The 21669-nt window shown below is 40.9% G+C and carries 23 protein-coding genes, 1 other RNA gene and 1 pseudogene; 14 read left to right on the top strand and 11 right to left on the bottom strand.

The features are described from left to right. Positions 1-252 precede the first annotated feature (252 nt). The 3 genes from I872_RS06745 (at position 253) to lepB (ending at position 3538) form a co-directional block, all read left to right on the top strand. The gene (locus tag I872_RS06745) at positions 253-861 is read left to right on the top strand and encodes an adenylate kinase family protein (protein WP_015605390.1); all 609 of its coding nucleotides are present in this window, start codon (positions 253-255) and stop codon (positions 859-861) included. A gap of 23 nt (positions 862-884) precedes the next feature. Then, positions 885-2834 (top strand): threonine--tRNA ligase, encoded by a 1950-nt coding sequence (gene thrS / locus I872_RS06740; RefSeq protein ID WP_015605389.1) that lies wholly within the window; start codon positions 885-887, stop codon positions 2832-2834. Positions 2835-2980: 146 nt separating this feature from the next. Next, a complete protein-coding gene (lepB, locus tag I872_RS06735; RefSeq protein WP_015605388.1) occupies positions 2981-3538 on the top strand; it encodes a signal peptidase I in 558 nt (185 codons plus the stop codon). Between the two features lie 27 nt (positions 3539-3565). On the opposite strand, the gene I872_RS06730 is transcribed toward lepB, so the two are convergent. From I872_RS06730 to murT, 3 genes are read right to left on the bottom strand one after another with little or no spacing between them, the layout of a single operon-like run. Then, on the bottom strand, positions 3566-3823 hold the full coding sequence (locus tag I872_RS06730) for a LapA family protein (protein ID WP_015605387.1): 258 nt from the start codon (positions 3821-3823) through the stop codon (positions 3566-3568). Positions 3824-3837: 14 nt separating this feature from the next. Then, positions 3838-4623 (bottom strand): lipid II isoglutaminyl synthase subunit GatD, encoded by a 786-nt coding sequence (gene gatD / locus I872_RS06725; protein WP_015605386.1) that lies wholly within the window; start codon positions 4621-4623, stop codon positions 3838-3840. Then, entirely contained in the window at positions 4623-5966 is a 1344-nt protein-coding gene (gene murT, locus I872_RS06720; protein WP_015605385.1) for a lipid II isoglutaminyl synthase subunit MurT, read from the bottom strand. Before murT ends, gatD begins: the two co-directional genes overlap by 1 nt. Before the next feature lie 107 nt (positions 5967-6073). Between murT and cdaA the strand changes: the two genes are divergently transcribed. The 6 genes from cdaA to I872_RS11295 all read left to right on the top strand — a co-directional run bounded on the left by cdaA (position 6074) and on the right by I872_RS11295 (position 10881). Then, positions 6074-6931, top strand: a complete 858-nt coding sequence (gene cdaA / locus I872_RS06715; RefSeq protein ID WP_015605384.1) for a diadenylate cyclase CdaA — start codon at positions 6074-6076, stop codon at positions 6929-6931. Beyond that, the gene (locus I872_RS06710; protein ID WP_015605383.1) at positions 6918-7667 is read left to right on the top strand and encodes a CdaR family protein; all 750 of its coding nucleotides are present in this window, start codon (positions 6918-6920) and stop codon (positions 7665-7667) included. Before cdaA ends, I872_RS06710 begins: the two co-directional genes overlap by 14 nt. Positions 7668-7696: 29 nt before the next feature. Then, positions 7697-9049: a phosphoglucosamine mutase gene (gene glmM / locus I872_RS06705; RefSeq protein ID WP_015605382.1), complete on the top strand. Its 1353-nt coding sequence runs from the start codon at positions 7697-7699 to the stop codon at positions 9047-9049. 173 nt (positions 9050-9222) lie between these two features. Continuing rightward, positions 9223-9351: a DUF4044 domain-containing protein gene (locus tag I872_RS10985; protein WP_005590638.1), complete on the top strand. Its 129-nt coding sequence runs from the start codon at positions 9223-9225 to the stop codon at positions 9349-9351. A gap of 52 nt (positions 9352-9403) precedes the next feature. Beyond that, the gene (obgE, locus tag I872_RS06700) at positions 9404-10714 is read left to right on the top strand and encodes a GTPase ObgE (protein WP_041826816.1); all 1311 of its coding nucleotides are present in this window, start codon (positions 9404-9406) and stop codon (positions 10712-10714) included. Between the two features lie 11 nt (positions 10715-10725). Next, positions 10726-10881: a hypothetical protein gene (locus I872_RS11295; protein WP_005590636.1), complete on the top strand. Its 156-nt coding sequence runs from the start codon at positions 10726-10728 to the stop codon at positions 10879-10881. A gap of 337 nt (positions 10882-11218) precedes the next feature. On the opposite strand, the gene I872_RS06690 is transcribed toward I872_RS11295, so the two are convergent. The 5 genes and pseudogenes from I872_RS06690 to I872_RS06670 all read right to left on the bottom strand — a co-directional run bounded on the left by I872_RS06690 (position 11219) and on the right by I872_RS06670 (position 14194). Further along, a complete protein-coding gene (locus I872_RS06690; RefSeq protein WP_015605380.1) occupies positions 11219-11572 on the bottom strand; it encodes a type II toxin-antitoxin system RelE/ParE family toxin in 354 nt (117 codons plus the stop codon). After that, positions 11562-11846, bottom strand: a complete 285-nt coding sequence (gene relB / locus I872_RS06685; protein ID WP_015605379.1) for a type II toxin-antitoxin system RelB/ParD family antitoxin — start codon at positions 11844-11846, stop codon at positions 11562-11564. Before relB ends, I872_RS06690 begins: the two co-directional genes overlap by 11 nt. A 287-nt stretch (positions 11847-12133) precedes the next feature. Beyond that, positions 12134-12496, bottom strand: coding sequence for a plasmid mobilization protein (locus tag I872_RS06680; RefSeq protein WP_015605378.1), 363 nt, complete (start codon positions 12494-12496; stop codon positions 12134-12136). A gap of 229 nt (positions 12497-12725) precedes the next feature. After that, a pseudogene (locus tag I872_RS06675) lies at positions 12726-13570 on the bottom strand (replication initiation protein). Between the two features lie 345 nt (positions 13571-13915). Then, entirely contained in the window at positions 13916-14194 is a 279-nt protein-coding gene (locus I872_RS06670) for a hypothetical protein (RefSeq protein ID WP_015605376.1), read from the bottom strand. 147 nt (positions 14195-14341) lie between these two features. Here I872_RS06670 and I872_RS10690 point away from each other — a divergent pair, with 147 nt between their 5' ends. Together I872_RS10690 and I872_RS06660 are read left to right on the top strand one after the other, a co-directional pair. After that, positions 14342-14878: a helix-turn-helix domain-containing protein gene (locus I872_RS10690; RefSeq protein ID WP_015605375.1), complete on the top strand. Its 537-nt coding sequence runs from the start codon at positions 14342-14344 to the stop codon at positions 14876-14878. A gap of 149 nt (positions 14879-15027) precedes the next feature. Further along, entirely contained in the window at positions 15028-15630 is a 603-nt protein-coding gene (locus tag I872_RS06660) for a tyrosine-type recombinase/integrase (protein ID WP_231913824.1), read from the top strand. 192 nt (positions 15631-15822) lie between these two features. On the opposite strand, the gene I872_RS10975 is transcribed toward I872_RS06660, so the two are convergent. The 3 genes from I872_RS10975 to recU form a co-directional block, all read right to left on the bottom strand. Then, a protein-coding gene (locus I872_RS10975) for an IS3 family transposase (protein ID WP_095666424.1) occupies positions 15823-17171 on the bottom strand; the annotation gives its coding sequence in 2 pieces (ribosomal slippage) (positions 15823-16739 and positions 16739-17171; 1350 coding nt in all). 192 nt (positions 17172-17363) lie between these two features. Then, positions 17364-19520, bottom strand: coding sequence for a penicillin-binding protein PBP1A (pbp1a, locus tag I872_RS06645; protein ID WP_015605372.1), 2157 nt, complete (start codon positions 19518-19520; stop codon positions 17364-17366). Next, positions 19513-20118 (bottom strand): Holliday junction resolvase RecU, encoded by a 606-nt coding sequence (recU, locus tag I872_RS06640; protein WP_015605371.1) that lies wholly within the window; start codon positions 20116-20118, stop codon positions 19513-19515. The genes pbp1a and recU overlap by 8 nt, the downstream gene beginning before the upstream one ends. Before the next feature lie 67 nt (positions 20119-20185). On the opposite strand from recU, the gene I872_RS06635 reads away from it, so the two are divergent. The 3 genes from I872_RS06635 (at position 20186) to rnpB (ending at position 21511) form a co-directional block, all read left to right on the top strand. Further along, positions 20186-20713 (top strand): SLOG family protein, encoded by a 528-nt coding sequence (locus I872_RS06635; protein ID WP_015605370.1) that lies wholly within the window; start codon positions 20186-20188, stop codon positions 20711-20713. 71 nt (positions 20714-20784) lie between these two features. Then, entirely contained in the window at positions 20785-21129 is a 345-nt protein-coding gene (gpsB, locus tag I872_RS06630; RefSeq protein WP_015605369.1) for a cell division regulator GpsB, read from the top strand. A 14-nt stretch (positions 21130-21143) separates the two neighbouring features. Beyond that, positions 21144-21511, top strand: an RNA gene (gene rnpB, locus I872_RS10970) — RNase P RNA component class B. Positions 21512-21669: the final 158 nt, after the last annotated feature.

Genomic DNA, 21669 nt, shown 5'->3' with positions numbered 1-21669 from the left:
TTCAATCGTGCTATAATAATTTTTAGAGACATATCACCTGCAGGAAATCTTTTAGAGAGCGCGTGGAGCTGGAAATCGCGCAGAGGATGCAGTTGGGACTACTCTACTGGCTTTTATGAAAACATAAAACGGTGGCTACGTTAGAGCCAATCAGAGGTGTAGGTCTTTTTGGCTTGCATAAATGAAGGTGGAACCACGTTGCGACGTCCTTTTAAGGATGTCGTTTTTATTTTGTCAGAAGGAGGAAGAATGATGCTTTATATGATTGGCGGATCGCCTTGTAGTGGAAAATCAACAATTGCCTCACTTCTTGCTAGACAGTATCAACTACTTCATATCAAACTGGATGATTTGGTAGAAGAGATGATGAGTCAAGCAAGTGCAGACTCACAGCCAATTTGCCTTCTGAGACAGGACAGAAGTCCACAACAAATCTGGATGAGAAATCCAGAAGAGATGGCAGATGAAGAATGGCGCTTTTATGAAGAGATTTTTCCTTATGTAAAATCTTACTTGATAAAAAATCAAGATAGACCTCTCTTGGTTGAGGGAGCAGGACTTTTGCCTCACTTGGTAAAGGAGCTTGAATGCCCAGCGTCTTCCTATCTATGCTTGACTCCGACAGCTGATTTTCAGAAAAAGCACTATAAACAGAGAGAATGGGTTCCTTATGTCTTAGAGGGAACTACCAATCCTGAGCAAGCTTTTGAAAACTGGATGCAACGAGACATTCTTTTTGCCCAAATGGTTCGGCAGGAAGCGATGAAATTAGGCTATCCTAGCCTCATAATAGATGGTAGTCAGTCAGAAAATCAGACTGTGGAAGAAGTTGCTCGGCTCTTAAAATTGTCCAAAAAATAGAATAAATATTTAAGGAGAAAACCATGATTAAGATTACTTTCCCAGATGGCGCTGTTCGTGAATTCGAAGCTGGCGTTACTACTTTTGAAATTGCCCAATCTATCAGCAATTCCCTAGCTAAAAAAGCTCTTGCTGGTAAATTCAACGGCAAATTGATTGATACAACTCGTGCCATCACTGAAGATGGTGCTATCGAAATCGTGACACCTGATCACGAAGATGCTCTGCCAATCTTGCGCCACTCAGCTGCTCACTTGTTTGCCCAAGCAGCTCGTCGCCTTTTCCCAGACATTCACTTGGGAGTTGGTCCAGCTATCGAAGATGGCTTCTACTACGATACGGACAACACAGCTGGTCAAATCTCCAACGAAGACCTGCCTCGTATCGAAGAAGAAATGCAAAAGATCGTCAAAGAAAACTTCCCTTCTATTCGTGAGGAAGTATCGAAAGACGAGGCACGTGAAATTTTCAAACATGACCCATACAAGTTAGAATTGATTGAAGAGCACTCGGAAGATGAGGGGGGGTTGACCATCTACCGTCAGGGCGAATATGTAGACCTCTGCCGTGGTCCGCACGTTCCTTCAACAGGTCGAATCCAAATCTTCCACCTTCTCCATGTAGCTGGTGCTTACTGGCGTGGAAATAGTGACAATGCTATGATGCAACGGATCTACGGTACAGCTTGGTTTGACAAGAAAGATTTGAAGAACTACCTTCAAATGCGTGAAGAAGCCAAAGAACGTGACCACCGTAAACTTGGTAAAGAGCTTGACCTCTTCATGATTTCTCAAGAAGTTGGACAAGGTTTGCCATTCTGGTTGCCAAATGGTGCGACTATCCGTCGTGAATTGGAACGCTACATTGTCGATAAGGAAATAGCTGCAGGCTACCAACACGTTTACACTCCACCACTTGCCTCTGTGGAACTTTATAAGACTTCTGGTCACTGGGATCACTACCGTGAAGATATGTTCCCAACCATGGACATGGGTGACGGTGAAGAGTTTGTCCTTCGTCCAATGAACTGCCCACACCACATCCAAGTCTTCAAACACCATGTTCACTCTTACCGTGAGTTGCCAATCCGTATTGCTGAGATCGGAATGATGCACCGCTATGAAAAATCGGGTGCTCTGACTGGTCTTCAACGTGTTCGTGAAATGTCCCTCAACGACGGTCACCTTTTCGTTACCCCAGAACAAATCCAAGAAGAATTCCAACGCGCCCTTCAGTTGATTATCGATGTTTATGAAGACTTCAACTTGACTGAATACCGCTTCCGTCTCTCTCTTCGCGACCCTCAAGATACTCACAAGTACTTTGACAACGATGAGATGTGGGAAAATGCCCAAACCATGCTTCGTGCCGCCCTTGATGAAATGGGTGTTGACTACTTTGAAGCAGAAGGTGAAGCAGCCTTCTACGGACCAAAATTGGATATTCAGGTTAAAACTGCCCTTGGTAAAGAAGAAACACTTTCTACTATCCAGCTTGACTTCTTGCTTCCAGAACGTTTCGACCTCAAATACATCGGAGCTGATGGCGAAGAGCACCGTCCAGTTATGATCCACCGTGGGGTTATCTCAACCATGGAACGCTTCACAGCTATCTTGATTGAAAACTACAAGGGTGCCTTCCCAACATGGCTTGCACCACACCAAGTAACCCTCATCCCAGTTTCTAACGAAAAACACGTGGACTACGCATGGGAAGTGGCGAAGAAACTCCGTGACCGTGGGGTTCGTGCTGATGTGGATGAACGTAATGAAAAAATGCAGTTCAAGATCCGTGCTTCTCAAACTAGCAAGATTCCTTACCAATTGATCGTTGGAGACAAGGAAATGGAAGATGGAACAGTCAACGTTCGTCGCTACGGCCAAAAAGAAACACAAACTGTCTCAGTTGATGACTTTGTTCAAGCTATCTTAGCTGATATCGCTAACAAATCACGCGTGGCTAAAGAAGATTAAAATTAGAAAGGCAAATTCGATTGAGGGAGCTCCTCAATAGGCTTTGCCTTTTTTACAATTTTATTAAAGAAAATCCTTTCTCGTCTCTGTGTTTTGTCTAATCCCATGAAAAATGATATAATAGAATAAAAGGACAGGGGAGAGAGATGTTAAAGAGAGATTTACTAAGGAATATTATCATTGTGACGGTATTTATTGCCATTTTGGTGGGCTTACGTTTGTTTGTCTATACACCTTATCGTATCACCAAGCAAGATGCCAATTCTTTCTTAGCGGAAAATGATTTGGTCTTGGCGGATAAGACAGCCAAGCTTGCTCGTGGGGAATTTGCCCTCTATGAGGTCGATGGGAAAGAATATGTCGGCCGTGTTATTGCTATGGAAAATGACAAGGTGACCTATATGGATAACTTGCTATATCTGAACGATCAGGTGCAATCAGAGCAATATATCGAAAAGATGCGAGAGAAGTATCTGGCTTCGGCTGCCAGCACGGGCTATTATACCCACGATTTTTCTGTTGTTGACTTAAAAGGAGCGACTTCTGATACTATCCCTAAAAATTCTTTTCTCATCTTGAATGATCGACGGGAAAATACGAAAGACAGTCGAGAATTTGGTCTGATCAAAAAGGAGCAGATCAAGGGAATTGTAGAATTCCGTATTTCTCCCTTAGATAAATTTGGTTTTGTTGAAACAAAGTAGCAAAAAAACTAGGTTGGAATTTCCAGCCTAGTTTTCTTTTTGAGATGTTTTCAGAGCTTCTTTGGTTTTCTTGAGCTCATTTTTTAGCGAGAAGTTCTTTGGCATGCTGATGAGAAAGGTCGTGACAGAGCCTAGGAGAACAGAGACCAAAACCAATATGATCAAGGGAAGTTTGAAGCTGAAAAGGATAAAACTAACATTGACGCTCTGCATATTGGCCAAGGAAATACTGGCAACCAATAGAATGGTAATCAATAGCAGGATATAGTGAAATTTTTCTTTCATAACGATTCTCCTATTTATTCAAATTCAGCCTTGCTTTTGATATCTCCGTATTCTTCTGGGATTTCTTGTGCAAGGATATCTTCATAAGCAGCCAGTTTAATATCTGAGCCATACTTGTTTTTCAGAGCAGTGGTCACCAGACGGTAGGCCAGATTCGCATTGCGGGATAAGATGGGGCCATGGAAGTAGGAACCAAAGACATTTTTATAGTGGACACCTTCGTTGCCGTCTTCCTGATTATTACCATTTCCATAGACGACTTTGCCCAGCGGTTTTTCATCGTCGGAGAGAAAAGTACGCCCTTGGTGGTTTTCAAAGCCGTAGTAGGTTTCATCAAATTCTTCGTTATAAATCTTGATGTCGCCGATATAGCGATTCTTGACTTGGTTTAGGGTATAGTGTCCCATGATGCCGAGTCCTTCGATTCGACGGCCAGAAGCTTCGATATAGTATTGGCCTAAGAGTTGGAAGCCACCGCAGATAGCTAGTACAACGCCGTTTTCATTGATAAAGCTTTCCAAAGCTTCTTTTTTAGCTGGCAAGTCACGAGCCACGATCGTTTGCTCATAGTCTTGACCTCCGCCAAAGAAGACGATGTCGTAGCTGTCCTTGTCAAAGTCATCTTCTAGGGAGACAATATCAACCTCAACCCTAGCGCCTAGCTTTTCAGCTACATACTTGAGCATCAGGACATTACCGTTGTCGCCATAGGTATTCATAAGGTCGCCGTAGAGATGAGCGATTTTTAAGTCATAGTGATAATCCTGGTTCTCAGGAGAAACGAGGGATCTATAAACCATTAGTTCATCTCCTTTCTAATTACTTGTCGTTCTGCCAGCAACTCACGGAATTCCAGCATAGCGGTATAAGTAGCTAGGATGTAGGCATGCTTGGTTTCTTGTTTTTCAATCAACTTAAAGACTGCTTCCAAATCTTTGACTTCGGTAATCTGATCTGCTGGATATCCTGTTACCCGCAGTCGACGAGCAATCTCAGAATGGCGAACTCCGCCTGCAAGGACCTGAGGGATATCCATCTCTAAAATTTTCTCAAAATCAGCATCCCAGATCCAGCTAGTATCAATACCGTCCGCATAGTTGGCATTGAGCAGGACAGATAGGCTAAAGTCAAAAGGTGCCAGCTTAATCATTTCCAAGGCTTGGGTAGCACCGACTGGATTTTTGATCAAGACCAAGGTACATTCCTTATCGCCAATTTTGAAAGTTTCCTGACGGCCAAAGACAGCTCGGCTCTTGTCAAAGCCAGCCTTGATGGTAGCCGGTTCGACTCCGAAGAACTGTGCAACTGACACAGCGGCCAAGGCATTGTAGATATTGTAGAGACCACCGATATTGATTTGATAATCTTGTCCATCAATGGTAAAGACAGAGCGGTTGTGCTCAAGTGTCTTGAGAGCGGTCAGGCTGTAGTCTAGCTTAGGACGCTTGAAGCCACAGTCCTCACAGATGTAAGCTCCTAGATTTGCATAAGTATTGAGCTCGTACTTGAGGATATGCTCGCACTTAGGGCAGAGGATGCCCTCGGTATTGTAGTGCGCCAGCTTAGCCTGGCTTTTCTCCGTGTCGAAACCATAGTAACGGACAGGATTTTTCAGGCTGACCGAGTTAAAGAGCGGACTATCGCCATTCATCAGTACAGTTGCTTCAGGAACCTTAGCAGCCGCATCCAAGATCATCTGATAGGTCGTGTAGATCTCACCATAGCGGTCCATCTGGTCTCGGAAAATATTGGTAAAGACGAAGAGGCTAGGCTTGATATAATCACAAATCCGAGATAGGCTGGCTTCATCGATTTCCAGTACAGCGATATTTTTGCCAGATTTGCCTTTTTTAGAAGTCAGGAAGGTTGTTGTAATCCCTGTAATCATATTGGCACCGCTAGGATTGGTCACCACTTCTCCGAAAGCTTCCTTGAGAATGCCCACCGTCAAAGCTGTAGTCAGAGTTTTTCCGTTTGTTCCTGTAATAACCACAACTTCGTAGTTCTTGGCTAAGTTTTGCAGAATGTTTTTGTCAAATGTGAGGGCAACTTTCCCTGGCAGAGTCGAGCCGCGTCCCATTTTGCTGAGAACAAAGTGGGAGGACTTGCCTGCCAAGAGGCCCAATGCTGTATTTATCTTCATAAGAAATATTTTATCATAAAAAAGTAAAGAAGGTTACAGAAAAATATCCTTAAAAGTGATATAATGGTTGAGAACCGTTTGTTTTTGACTGGGAGGGCCACTATGCAATGAATTTTCAACAACTAACCAATCTCCAATACTGGGCTAATGTATTCAGTAATCCTTGGAATATTTTAATCAACATTATTGATATTGCTTTGGTTACCTGTATTTTATACCATTTTACTAAAGCAATTGCCGGAACCAAAATTATGATTCTGGTTCGGGGAGTGCTCTTCTTCATCTTGGCACAGTTTTTAGCGAATATCATTGGTTTAACGACCATTTCATGGTTGATCAATCAGGTTATTACCTACGGGGTTATTGCGGCAGTGGTGATTTTCTCGCCTGAGATTCGGACTGGTCTTGAAAAGCTGGGTAGAGCAACTGAGATTTTTTCGGCCACGCCAGTCAGCAGTGAGGAGAAATTGATTCAAGCCTTTGTTAAGGCAGTAGCTTACATGAGTCCGCGTAAGATCGGTGCCTTGGTGGCTATTCAGGGCACTCGAACGTTGCAGGAATACATTGCAACGGGAATCCCACTGGATGCGGATATCTCTGGGGAACTGTTGATCAATATTTTCATTCCTAATACGCCTCTGCATGATGGGGCAGTTATTATCAAAGATAATAAGATCGCTGCTTCTTGTGCCTATTTGCCGCTAACAGAAAGTACAGGTATTTCCAAGGAATTTGGAACTCGGCACCGGGCTGCGATTGGCCTTTCGGAAGTTTCAGATGCCTTTACTTTTGTCGTGTCTGAGGAAACAGGTGGTATTTCTACGACACATAATGGAGTTTTCAAGCACAACTTGAGCTTGAATGAGTTTGAGCTACAACTGCGAGAAGTCCTGCTATCAGACAAGCATGAAAAACTGAGTCTAAAGAATCGTTTACTAGGAGGATGGAAGAATGAAAGAAAGTAAAAAAATTCTTTATATTGTCTCCTCTTTATTCTTTGCGATAGTTTTGTTTGTTTATGCGACCTCTAGTAGTTTTCAAAACAGTATCAGTATTCGACAAGTGACCTCGGAAACGTACAGCAATACGATTTCCAATGTTCCGATTGACATCAAGTACGATAGTGAACGTTACTTCATTAGCGGCTTCACTTCCGAAGCTAGCGTTGTTTTGACGGGGTCTAATAGAGTGACCCTAAGCAGCGAAATGCAGGAGAGTACACGGAAGTTTCATGTGGTGGCGGATTTATCCAATGCATCAGAAGGAACGGTCGAAGTACAGCTGAAGGTGGAAAATCTACCTAGCGGCCTGTCTGCTACGGTCAATCCGCAAAAAATTTCAGTCAAGATAGGTAAAAAAGCAAGCAAGAAAGTACCAGTGAAGTATCTCATCACAGTCAGCCAGGTTGCAGAAGATATCTCTATCACAAATGTGAGCTTGGAGCACGAAGAAGTGACAGTGACAAGCGATGAAGAAACTTTGGAAAAAGTTAATCATGTCGCAGCAGTTTTACCAAGCAATGTCACTATTTCAGGAAATTATAGTGGGGCAGCTTCCTTGCAGGCCATGGATGCCAATGGGAATGTTTTGCCAAGTGTTGTGACTCCGTTTGAAACAACGATGAAAGTTACGACAAAAATAACACATTCGAATTCGTCAAGCTCAAAATCGAGCTCAAGTTCGAGTTCATCTAGTAAATAAATGCAAGATTTGAAAGGAAAATTTTAAAAATGGGTAAATATTTTGGAACCGATGGTGTTCGTGGAGAAGCTAATGTGGAATTAACGCCGGAATTGGCCTTTAAACTGGGTCGTTTTGGTGGATATGTTCTGAGCCAACACGAAAGTGAAGTTCCTCGGGTATTTGTTGGTCGTGATACGCGCATTTCGGGGGAAATGTTGGAGAGTGCCTTGATTGCAGGTCTGCTTTCTGTCGGGATTCACGTCTACAAACTAGGTGTGATCGCGACTCCAGGTGTTGCTTACTTGGTCAAATCCGAAAAAGCCAGTGCGGGTGTCATGATTTCAGCTAGCCACAATCCTGCTCTCGATAATGGCATCAAATTCTTTGGTGGCGATGGTTATAAACTGGATGATGAACGCGAACTCGAAATCGAAGCTTTGCTGGACGCAGCAGAAGATACTCTTCCACGTCCAAGTGCAGAAGGTTTAGGAAAAGTCATGGACTATCCTGAAGGCTTGCGTAAGTACCAACAATACATCGTTTCAACTGGTTTAGATCTTGAAGGCATGCATGTTGCCCTTGATACGGCAAATGGTGCTGCTTCAACCAGTGCCCGTCAAATTTTTGCTGATTTGGGTGCCCAGCTGACTGTTATCGGAGAAAATCCAGATGGCCTCAACATTAACTTGAATGTAGGCTCAACTCATCCAGAAGGCTTACAGGAAACAGTCCGTGAATCAGGGGCGGCGATTGGACTTGCTTTTGATGGCGATAGTGACCGCTTGATTGCCGTTGATGAAAATGGCGATATTGTAGATGGTGACAAGATCATGTACATTATCGGCAAGTATCTTTCTGAAAAAGGCCAATTGGCTCAAAATACAATTGTGACGACCGTTATGTCCAACCTTGGCTTCCACAAAGCTTTAGAGCGGGAAGGCATCAATAAAGTAGTGACTGCCGTTGGTGACCGCTACGTGGTAGAAGAAATGCGCAAGAACGGTTATAATCTAGGCGGTGAGCAATCTGGTCATGTCATTATCATGGATTATAATACCACTGGTGATGGTCAATTGTCAGCTGTGCAATTAACCAAAGTGATGAAAGAAACTGGCAAGAGCTTGTCTGAACTTGCAGCCGAAGTGACCATTTACCCACAAAAATTAGTTAATATTCGTGTCGAAAATGCCATGAAAGATAAGTCAATGGAAGTTCCTGCTATCAGAGACATTATTGAAAAAATGGAAACTGAAATGGCAGGAAACGGCCGCATCCTTGTCCGCCCAAGTGGAACAGAGCCGCTTCTGCGTGTTATGGCTGAAGCGCCAACTCACGAAGAAGTGGACTATTATGTGGATACAATTGCGGATGTTGTCCGTGCTGAGATTGGCATCGACTAAAAAGCAAGATAAAATTCAAAAGATTGGAGAAAGTCCCTATTTGAGGCAAGTTCTTCAATCTTTTTTGGTGACAGGGTGAAAACTCTCTTTTTCCTTTTCCTTTCGTAAATATTTGAAAAAGTGTGCTAATCGTGTTAGAATAGAGAGAGTAATCTTGGAATTGAGGTAATAAAGTGGCTTTTGGAGATAACGGACAACGTAAAAAAACTGGATTTGAAAAATTGACAATGCTGGTTATCGTAATCATGTTACTTGTAACGGTTGGTGCAATTTTTGCACAAGCTATCAGCGCAATCTTCTAATCCTAAACGCTGCAAGGCGTTTTTTTAGAGTAAAAAAGAAGCGAGAATTTATATGAGTATGTTTTTAGATACAGCCAAGATTCAGGTCAAGGCTGGCAAGGGCGGCGATGGCATGGTGGCCTTTCGTCGAGAAAAATATGTACCCAATGGCGGACCTTGGGGCGGCGATGGCGGCCGTGGTGGCGATGTGATTTTTGTCGTGGATGAAGGTCTCCGTACCTTGATGGACTTCCGTTACAATCGTCATTTCAAGGCTCAATCGGGCGAAAAAGGAATGACCAAGGGAATGCATGGTCGAGGAGCGGAGGATTTGATTATCCGTGTACCGCAGGGGACGACCGTGCGTGATGCTGAGACCGGCAAGGTGATTACAGATTTGATTGAGCACGGTCAACGTTTCGTCGTAGCGCATGGCGGTCGTGGCGGCCGTGGCAATATCCGCTTTGCTACACCTAAAAATCCTGCTCCGGAAATTTCTGAAAATGGGGAGCCGGGTCAGGAAAGAGAATTACTGCTGGAGCTAAAAGTGCTGGCCGATGTTGGTCTGGTTGGTTTTCCTTCAGTTGGCAAGTCAACCCTTCTGAGTGTGATTACATCAGCCAAGCCAAAAATCGGAGCCTATCACTTTACCACGATTGTTCCTAATCTGGGCATGGTTCGGACTCAGTCTGGAGAATCTTTTGCGGTAGCCGATCTGCCAGGATTGATCGAAGGAGCCAGTCAGGGAGTAGGCCTAGGCACCCAGTTTCTTCGTCATATCGAGCGGACACGGGTCATTTTGCACGTTATTGATATGTCTGCTAGTGAGGGACGCGATCCTTATGAAGATTACCTTGCGATCAACAAAGAGTTGGAATCCTATAATTTACGCTTAATGGAACGGCCACAAATCATTGTAGCCAATAAGATGGATATGCCTGATAGCGCAGAAAACTTGAAAGAATTTAAGAAAAAATTGGCTGCCAACTATGATGAATTTGAAGAGTTGCCGCAGATTTTCCCTATTTCTAGTCTGACCAAGCAGGGGCTTGCCACGCTCTTGGATGCAACGGCTGAGCTGCTGGATAAGACGCCTGAGTTTCTGCTTTATGAAGAATCTGATATGGAAGACGAGGCTTATTATGGCTTTGACGAAGAAGCGCCAGCCTTCGAAATCTCCCGTGATGATGATGCTACATGGGTGCTTTCAGGTGATAAACTAGAAAAACTCTTTACAATGACCAACTTTGACCGTGATGAGTCCATTATGAAATTCTCTCGTCAGTTGCGCGGTATGGGCGTTGACGAAGCACTTCGTGCGCGTGGTGCCAAGGACGGAGATTTGGTGCGCATCGGTAAGTTTGAGTTTGAATTTGTTGACTAAGGAGATATATAATGGGTGATAAACCAATATCTTTCCGAGACGAAAATGGCAACTTTGTCTCAGCAGCAGATGTTTGGAATGCAGAAAAGCTGGAAGAACTCTTCAACCGGCTAAATCCAAATCGCAAACTTCGCCTTGAGCGAGAAAAATTGAAAGAAAATCAATAGTTGAAACCAATCCTTTGAGATGAAGGAATGAGTGACAGTAGTCATGCTGCCTCATTCCAGATTTCAAAGGATTTTCTATTGGAAAAACAAAAAAACCAAATCCGATTTCTCGGAAATGGCTTTGTATCAACATTCTTTTTAATGTCAATACGGTTCTTATTTGAGACCGTATTTTACAAAGGTATACTCTGTAATATTTAAATCCTTATTAAATCAACGTTTCTAAAGGGAAAGTAGCTGTAAAATATTATGTACATGCCGTATTGTTAAACTAAGACGGTACCAAAAAGGTACCAAAAATTAAGGTTTCGGAGCTTATAAAATAATGAAAGTTGTCTCAATCAGTTGAGCTTTTTTTATTACCATTTTGTAGCAAAGTGACATAGTCGCTTTTTGTGTGGAATAGGTGAGATAAAAAAACAGTGTTTCGTTTTTGGTCGATGAAGTAGAGTAAAACATACTGACCGATAATTTTTCCTCGTGTAGGGTACTTACTGTTAATCTTTACACCGATTTTTTCATCGGCGTTAAAACCAGCCTCAGGAAAGACTTCTAAACTTTTTAAGCCATCTAAAATTTTACCCACAGTATTTTTAGCAGACTGAGGTGATAAAAGAACAGTAGTGATGTAATCATGAATACTGTCAATGGCTTGGCTCACTTCATCAGAAACAATTACTTTATAAGCCATAGCGTGCCCTCATACTGTCTAGGGAAATCCCTTTGCCTGCTTCATATTCTCTTAAGGCTCGTTCGGATTGAGCTTGTAATTCCTCAATCAACTGTTCACGGTGTAAATCTTCTGCAGTCCTGATCGGCAAGTCCTGTTCGAGGACAATCTGCTCTATAAAAAGAGTGATAGCATCCGTCATGGTCATTCCTTTTTCCTTGATAATGGCTCTAGCTTGCTCCATTGTTACTTCATTTATTTTAAAATTGTATTGCTTAGCAAGTGATGTAGTCATGGTATATCTCCAATCTATATCTTATATAGCTAGTATATATCTTTTATACTTTTTAGGCAAGAAAAACTCTTGAATATAATCCAAGAGTAAAACGAATAGGACCGATGGTAGTCTGGGGTCTTTACAGCTCTAAGCTGAAGGCAGTCCCACACCCGTACCAGAAGACGATACCTTTGAACGAACTGTTACCAGTCGCCCTACGTTATCCTATCCTTACTTACAGTTTAGAATAAATAAGAGCAGAATGTCAAGAAAAATATATAGAATAAATTAAATCTTTGTCAGAATCATCTGTCTTGTTCCTTTGTTTGATTTTCCTGTTTTTGAATAAATTGATTGACTGTATCTTTCAAATATTTTTGTAGTTCAAGAATCTGACTCAACTCATTTAGACTAACCTGGTCATCTTCGTTTACTTTTTTTGCAATCTGATTGACATTGACTCCAATCCGATTGATAGCCTGACGTAATTCCTTTAATTCTTCAAAATTCAAAATTTTGACTTCGCCCATAATTAACATGATGCGGGCAAAGGAATTAAAATTTGTCATTCCAGATTCTAAAACTTTGGTCGAAATAAACCGAGCCTCTTCCTCCGTCAAGCGGATTTTTTTCTGGATCATCCGTTTTCGTTTCTCTTCACTTTTCAAAAATAGCCACCTCCGTTCTGGCATTTTTCGCTTGAGGCCCTCAGGGCCCTTTTCTTCTGGCAAGCATAGCACTTGGGTACCCAAATGCTGTTTTTAAAAAGGTCAGAGATGGTCAGCTCCTAAAACCGACCATCCTTGACTTTTTAAATTTTTGGGGAAATCCCCAATCCCCTAATCCCTGCAGTCAGGAATTTTTAGATCACAAGGGAAAAGTTTTAATGAGAATTTCTTATCGTCCACCATAGAAAGCAAGTTGCTTTTCTAGTTTGGGTCGTTCCTTATGTAACAAATTTTTCAAAAGTTGCAGATAATCAATTTCAGAAGTTTGATGGTTTTCCAAAATTTTTTGTACTTAGTTCGTGTATTTCTATGCAATTTTTTCCAAATATTTTTATCACGTGTATATGCCACTAGATAGATTTGAGTTTCAACTGGTAGCTCGTCAAATGTGAAAGGCTTAAAAACAATTGAATTTATAATCTCGAATATTTCTTCAACTGAACGACTGCGTAACTGAAACTCTAATCGCCACCAATGAGTAAATTTTCTTGCGAACTCCTTATCATTTTCAGAGCCATTTTCTAATTGCTCAACTTTTTTGTTATAGAGTCTGATTTGCTTTTCTGACCTAGAGGAGCCTAGATACTTTGTTTCCAGTTTTCCATTCTGGTCTCTCCACTCTTTGGTTGCAGTAGGGCGACCTTTCTTTTCAAAAACAAATTCACTGCAATCAACTTCAAATAGATCAAAAGCCAAATCGGCACGAGAGATTGAAATATCTTCAAGATTTGGTATAATAGAGTTCAAGATATTATTATCAACTGGACGGAGTTTATTGGGATTAAACTCTATCCTGAAAGGGCGAGAGTTAAAGGCTTGTCCTTTTAATTTGTCGTAGTCTAGGAGGAGTCTAACGTGGCCCCCATCCCGGGTATAGGCTTTGAACATATCTGTCATAGCAGTTTGAACGATAATAGCAGTATGAGTTTCTATCAGTGTTTTTATCGTATAAAGCTTGTTATGCGTAATATAGGCAGTTAAAGTGATATTGTCTAAGCTGACTTCAAAGTCCAAATCAAGCTCCTTTCTTTTTGAGGTCGCCTATCGGCGCCTCTTTTTGTCTGCGCAAAGACCTCCGTAAAATGACATTCTTGGGGGAGCAACCCCAAGCCGACTTCGTCGGATCATTTTCATTTTGCTACGGTCAAACTTGCCAAAAAACGGGTGTAGTAAATGCACATCAGATGTGCACATAGCGGGCTGTTAGAGGGCGCCCTGTTATAAATTTTCTGAAGCACCCTAAAATGGGGTCATGTTTTTCTGTTTTCATAATATTTTCATAGTTATTTTCACAATTATTTTTCAGTAAAAAATGATGAAATAGACAAAAATTTTATCAAATAAATTGCTATTTTATTCTCATCTCTCATATTGTTGTAGCCAGGCAGTAACCTTACGTTTATCATATAAGGTCACTCCATCAATCACCATGTGAGGCATGCCCTCACGTTGCCATTTGACAATAGTAGTGGTGGATACATCAAGCCAACGGCACAAGCCTGACATACGAATCATAGGTTTATAGAGTTCTCTATCTTCAAGGGCTTTTTCTATAGCCTTTTGAACCATGTTATCGTAGCGAGCGAGCAACTTCTTTTCAGTTGCTTTGGGTAAGTGGATAGTAAAATCTTCTGCCATATTCTGACCTCTTTCTTTATTGTATAAGCTCCGAAATTAAACAAATTTGTTTAATAATTGAATTTTATTAAACTTTTTTGTTTTTGTCAACTAAAAATATACATATTTGTTTAAAAATGATAAAATAATAGTCTGAAAGGAGTTTTTATGGCTAATATTAATAATGTTTTTGGAAAACCACCTACTAGAATAAAAGAAATGATCAAAAAATCTGGAAAAAAGTTAAAGGAGATTAGTCAAGAGTCTGGTGTTCCTTATGGTGCTCTTAGTTCTTATAATCAAGGTACTAGAAAGCCAAAAGAAGAAAATGCAAAAAAACTTGCCGACTACTTCGGAGTCTCCATCCCTTTTTTACTAGGCATAGAACAATCTCCAAATAAGACTGTTAATAGCTGGGAGAATTTAACTGATGATGCAAAGACAGCATATTTATACATGCTAAATATGGCACAGTCTGTTAATGGAATAGAGTTATTAAGTCAAGAAGAGATTCAGAAACTACAGTCTATCCATGAGAAAAGAAGAAAGATTTTAAAGCAATTAAGTGACTTACAAAATCAACTATTCGAACTTGAAAATCAAGAAGAATCATTACGAAATAGTCTTAATCACGATATTCAAGAATTATTTAATAGAATAGCCAATGAGGAGGGAGAAATAGAATTAACTATCAATGATTTATAAAACGATTTAAACAAATGGTTTAATCAGTAATTTCTTTATTTTATAAGCTCCGAAACCTTAAAAAATAAAGGAGAAATTAGAATGTCTATTATTAAATATAAGGCTAAAAGTCTAAATCAGGGTATCTTTATAAGGTCAGAATCTACAGGGTGATTGATGGCAAGCGTCAGGATTTCTTTAAAAGCGGCTTTAAGAGTCTTAGAGAGGCTAGACAGTATGAAGCTATGATTTACCACAAAAAAGCATCAGGCGAGTTTTCAGAGCTTATGAGAGCCTCAGAGAGACGTTTTGATGAAGTTTTTGAGGAATGGTTCAAAACTTATCAAGATACAGTAGAAAGGACGACAAGCGTCCGTACAGATGACCAGTTCAGGATCCATATTTTACCAGTTCTTGGTCAGTTTAAAATTTCCAAGATTACACCTTGGCAGTGCCAGGAATTCATTACAGAAAAAGGGAAGACTTTTAAAAATATTAAACAGGTCAAGTCATACACTAGCCAAGTATTTGATTTTGCAATAAAGATGAAATTAATTGCTGATAATCCCATGAAGCAAGTAGTGCTTCCTAAAAGGGAAAAGAAGAAGTCAGATAACTTCTTTAGCGTTGAGGAATTGCATGAGTTTTTAGCCATTATTAAGGCAGAAGAGCCTTATAAAAATTATGCCTTATTTCGTTTGTTGGCCTATAGTGGCTTAAGGAAAGGGGAGCTGTATTCCTTAAGGTGGTCTGATCTTGATTTTGATAAGTAGTTACTTTCTATCAACAAAAATTTAGGTAGGATTAAAGGAAACCAGTGGAGAAAGGAACGAAAAATAAATTTTCTGTACGGCAAATCCCTTTAGATACTGATACAGTCTCAATTTTGAAAGAGTGGAAACAGCAAAGCAGAAAAGAAAAGGGGCAACTGACATGTACTGACCCCAAAAAGTTAGACAATTAATTTATCCAAAGGATTTAGTTCTGTATTGCACAGGGCTAAGTCCTTTTAGTTTTACCTTAATCCGTTTGTTGTTGTAGTAATCAATATAGTCTACAATAGCTTGTTCCAATTGCTCAAGTGATTTAAACGACTTCTCATAACCATAAAACATCTCAGACTTAAGAATACCAAAGAAGGACTCCATCATACCGTTATCTGGACTGTTTCCTTTACGTGACATGGACGGTTGGATTCCTTTATCCTCTAAAAAACGATGATAATACTGATGTTGATACTGCCATCCTTGATCACTATGGAGGATGGTATTTGTGTAATGTTCCTCTGTAAATGCCTGCTCCAGCATATCTTTCACTTGTATCAAATTCGGTGACGTAGAAAGATTATAGGCGATAATTTCGCTATTAAAGCCATCTAAAACTGGTGATAAATAGAGCTTTTGACTGCTTATCGGAATGGCAAACTCTGTCACATCTGTATAGCACTTTTCCATTGGTTTGGATGCTTCAAATTGGCGTTGAATAAGGTTATCTGCTTTCTTGCCAACTTCTCCTTGGTATGAAGAATACTTGCGTTTACGACGAATCCGAGCTGTTAGACCAAGGACCTTCATTAGACGTTGGACCTTTTTATGGTTCACTACAAAACCACGATTCCTTAATTCGAGTGTTATTCGGCGATAACCATAATTTCCTTTATGCTCAGTAAAAATAGCTTGAATTTCAGCCTTAATATCATGATTTTTATCGCTTTTATCTAATTGCTTTAGCTGGTAATAATAGGTTGAACGAGCTAGCTTAATAATCTTTAGAAGAATCTCTAAGGCAAACTCTGTTACTAATCCTTGAACAATTTCTGCTTTTCTTCTTGATCCTTTTCGTCCCTCAATCGGAGTTCTCTCAACTTTTTTAGAATGGCATTCTCCGCTCTCAAATATTCTAATTCTTCCTGAAGTCGCTCTAGCTCTGTCATCTCTTCGGGCTTCTTTTTTGGTTTACGTCCCATTTTAGGCGGTCTCCCTCTTGTTTTCTCAACAATAGTATACCCGTTTTTCTTATATTGTGCTATCCAATTAGGCAACATTCCAACACTTGGAAGAGCATAATCTAGAGACACCCTTATTTGTGAACGACCTTCAAGTAGAACTTTATCAATGATCTCTTGTTTTAGTTCAGGTGAATAGTAGCAATTCTTTCCTTTTTTGACGATTTCTATTCCATAACGATCAATCAATTTAATCATGTACTGAAGATTGGGAATTTTTATCCCAAATATATTTGAGAGCTCTTTGAAGCTTCGCCCTTGTTTTCTAAGTTCATAGATTTGAACTTTATCTTTATAAGTTAATTTCATAATAAAAACACCCCAAAAGTTAGATTTTTTTCTGTCTAACTTTTGGGGTGCAGTTCAAAAGTCCTAGCCTCTCAATTGTCTTTGGATTATCGAGCAAGACGCAGTAGTAGAGCCCACTCAACTGTGCGGAGGTGGGACGACGAAATCGAATTCTAACGAATTACCGATTTCTGTCCCACTCTCTTTTTTGCTTTAGCGATGTTCAGCTCCTTGGTTAGAACTAGATGTGCTGTTGGTTGTTCCAGAACTAGTTGAACTTGTTTGGGAATTAGAGTTGCTAGTACTGTCTTCTTCGCTGGATTCGCTTGAGCTTTGACTTGAAGATTCTGAACTTGATTCAGAAGTCGAGCTGGAATACTGCTGGGTATAAGCGCGGTTGTAGGTTGAAGTACCATTGAGATAGAGGTAAGATCCGCTACGGAAAAGTCCACTAGGTGGTGTCCAGTCTTCATTGCTGTAGCCAGTCAAATAGTGCATCATAGAACGATAAACATCGGTTGCCACCTTAACTCCATCGTCTAGAACGGGAGTGAGGCGGTTTGAATAACCGGTCCAAACAGCCATAGAGTATTGTGGTGTGTAGCCGACAAACAGCTCATCTGGTGTGACAATGCTAGAATAGTAGTAAGGTTTGGTTAGCTTATCAAGTTCATCATCTGCATAATTGGAAGTACCAGTTTTACCTGCTTGATAGACACCTGGAATGGCAGCATTAGTACCAGTTCCAGACTGAAGAACGGTCTTCATCATGTCTGTCATCATGTAGGCTGTCGTTTCCTTCATGGCTTTTGAACCACCATTTGAAAAGACTTTTTCTGTTCCATCGCTAAAGACAACTCGGTTGACATATTGTGGTTTGTAATAAGTTCCGCCATTAGCAAAGGCAGCGTAAGCAGCAGCCATCTTTTCACTACTTGCTCCGTATTGGTTGCCAGCCTTGCTTGTATTACTTGAAATGGCATTAGAATAGTGCATTTCAGGATAATTGATGCCAAGACCGTTGAGGAATTTCAAGGAATTATCCAATCCGACTTCTTCCAACGATTTGACGGCTGGAACGTTACGAGATTCTTGGATGGCATATTGGATGGTAATCCAGCCAAAATAACGTTTATCCCAGTTATAGACTGGAGTGGATGTTCCAGGGAAATAGTAAGGAGCGTCTTGGATGGAGGCAGCGGTAGAAGTGAAAACATTGTATTCTAAAGCTGGGGCATAGTCAGTGATTGGTTTCATGGTAGAACCCCAGTCGCGATTTGTTTCGACTGCTTGGTTAGTACCAAAAGAAACGTTGGAAGACTGATGGCGAGCACCCAGTTGAGCAATGACTTTCCCGTTGGTAACATCCATAACGGTTGATGCCACTTGCAATTCATCGTCTGGGTAAGCAACATAGTCTTCAGTATTGTAGATATCCCACAATTTCTTCTGGGCTTCGGTATTAACGTTGGTATAAACTTCCATACCAGTCGTGAGGACATTGTAGCCTGTTTCTTCTTCCACCTGCTCAATGACTTCTTTCAAGTAGTTATCCATATAAGCAGGATAGCTAGCTGAGCTTTTCAGACTTTGTAAGCCGTCTGTGACTGGTGTATTGATAGCTTGTTCGTATTGCTCTGGGGAGATGTACTTGAGTTCATACATTTCAGATAATACGAGATTACGGCGTTCAGTGGCCGCTTCTGGATTTGTGTAAGGGTCGTATTGGTTGGGAGCCTGAGGCATTCCTGCAAGCAGGGCAATCTGAGGAAGAGTCAAATCTTTCAAATCTTTGCCATAGTAACTTTGGGAAGCTGTCTGCATCCCGTAATTCCCGTTGGACATGTAGACCTTGTTGACGTAGTAGGTCAGAATCTCTTGCTTGGTAGCCTTACGCTCGAGTTGGGTCGCCAACCATGCTTCCTGAATTTTCCGAGAAAGGGTAGCATCTGCTGAGGAAGTAGAGAAATAAGTCAGCTTGATCAACTGCTGGGTTAAGGTAGATCCCCCTTGACGTCCGCCTCCTCGAAGATTACTCAGGAGGGCTCCGCCTATCCGAATAAAATCGACCCCACGGTGATTAAAGAAGCGGTGGTCCTCAATCGCAACGATAGCATCTACCAGCTGTGTGGGAATCTGGTCTGTTGATGTATTGACCCGCTTTTCAGAACCAAGGTCAGCAATCAGATTATTATCGCTGTCGTAAATTTTACTTGAGGTAGTTGCGACAAGATCCTTCTCAGAGAGGGTTGGAGCCTTGGAAGCATAAAAAGCAAAGACAAGAACGCCAGTCACAGCTCCAATGATAAAGAGAGATAAGAGGGCAGTTGCAAGATATTTTAAGGCTTGCAAAAGGGTTTGTTTATTCATTTGTGATACCACCTAGTAGTTTTTGTTCGATAATTTCAAGGTAAGGAATGCTTGGAAATTGCTTTGTTTCGATTGAAAATCCATGTTCTTGAATGTAAGATAAAGGGAGGGATTTTCCGCCTTTATCCATCTTATAAAATCTAATCAAATAAGATGCCGGAAGTAGATAGGTCTCCCGCAAGCTGGAGAAATGAAGTAAGACAAAGCAGATTCCTTTTTGCTGAAGGACAGCCTCCATATGTTCAATCTGGTGTGGATGGAAATTTTTCAAGGGCATGGCTGTTTTTTGCCGTGTTTCCTTGGCTTCAAAATCAATATAATGTCCCTTAAAGACACCAGAATAATCAGTCGTGGATGCCTGTCGAAAGTAGGCTTCCACAATCTTTGCGCGACTGCGTTGGGGATAGTCCACTTTGACAATCTGAACGGGTGTTGGCTTCTTATGAATGACAGCGAGTCCCCTACTCAAGTAGTAGTTGTTGGATTCGTTGATCATCTTCTCAAAAGACATCCCACGATTGGCAAAGTTAACAGCCGTCTTTGAACTTGGATGGGCTAATTTACTTTTTATTTTTAGCTTGTGAGGGTAGTTGACCATAAAACTCCTTATTGGTACAATAACATCACTCTATTATATCATAAAAATATTATTTGAGGGAGAATAAATGACAAGTCTATTAATTGTAGGTTACAAGGCTTTTGAACTTGGCATTATGAATGAAAAAGACATGCGAATCAAAATCATCAAAGAGGCGGTCAGACGGGATTTACAGCGCTTACTGGATGAAGGATTGGAGTGGCTCATCTTTACGGGAAATCTAGGTTTTGAAACTTGGGTTTTGGAAGTCGCTCGGGAATTGAGAAAAGATTATAATTTTAAGCTTGCCACGATTTTTCTTTTTGAAGATCAAGGAAAGAATTGGAACGAAGGAAATCAGGCCAAACTAACGGATTTTAAACAAGTAGATTTCGTTAAATATGCCTATCCTAGCTATCAAAATCCGAGTCAGTTTCGTGAGTACAACCAATTTCTACTTCAAAATACAGATGGAGCTTATCTATTTTACGATGAGGAAAATGAGACCAACCTTAAGTATCTTTACAGGGAGATGAAAAATCAAGAACAGTATTTTATCAAAAAATTAACATTTGATGACCTGAATGAGGTTGCAGAAATTTTTTCGGAAAAGTAGGGTATAAATCTTGCTTTTTATAGGTGCTTTCGTATATAATTGGATATGATAAACTAGATTGGAGCGAGAGCATGGCGAGTATTATTTATACAGCAAAAGATATTTTTGATCAAGATTTTAAGCGCGAAGTGCGAGGATATAGCAAAGCTGAAGTGGATGAATTCTTGGATGATGTGATCAAGGATTATGAAACTTATGCAGCTTTGGTAAAGGAGTTGCGTGAGGAGATTAATATTCTCAAAGAACAAGTATCTAATCAAGCGACTGTTACTCCTTCGGCGCCTAGTCAGCCAGCTCAACCAACGATTGAGATGCCACAGATGGGAACAGCGACTAACTTCGATATTTTGAAACGCTTAAGCCGTTTGGAAAAGGAAGTTTTTGGCAAACAGATTCTGGACAGCGAAGAGCAATAATGTTGCAGAGTGCAATTTTTGGATAATCGCGTGAAGATTTGATATTTTCATGAGGAAAGTCCATGCTAGCACCGGCTGTGATGCTGGTAGTGTTTGTGCTAGGCGAAACAATAAGCCTAGGGACGGAGCAATCCGTTACGGCGACTGAAAAGGCTAAGTCTTTAGATAGGTCTGAATAGGTCTGAAAGTGCCACAGTGACGTAGTTCTTCTGGAAACAGAAGAAGTGGAACGCGGTAAACCCCTCAAGCTAGCAACCCAAACTTTGGTCGGGGCACGGAATGCGTGGAAACGAACATAGCATTCTGACTGGAAACAGTAGACAGATGATTATCGAAGGAGATGGTACCTAGTCATTTCTGGAACAAAACATGGCTTATAGAAAATTGCACATAGGTTAGCTAGCGTATGCTAGCTTTTTGATTAAGATATAGAGCCCCTTAGACAGAAGATTGCTGCAAGGGACAAAATAGGAAAGCAAGGTTTTTCTCAAAAAGAGGAGCCAAGCAAGAACATTCTGCTTTCTAGCTGAGGCCAGTTTT

Origin of the sequence: Streptococcus cristatus AS 1.3089, assembly GCF_000385925.1 — a bacterium.
GTDB lineage: Bacteria > Bacillota > Bacilli > Lactobacillales > Streptococcaceae > Streptococcus > Streptococcus cristatus_B.
Note: the sequence above shows the minus strand (reverse complement) of the source record. Positions and strands in the feature narration are given on the sequence as shown.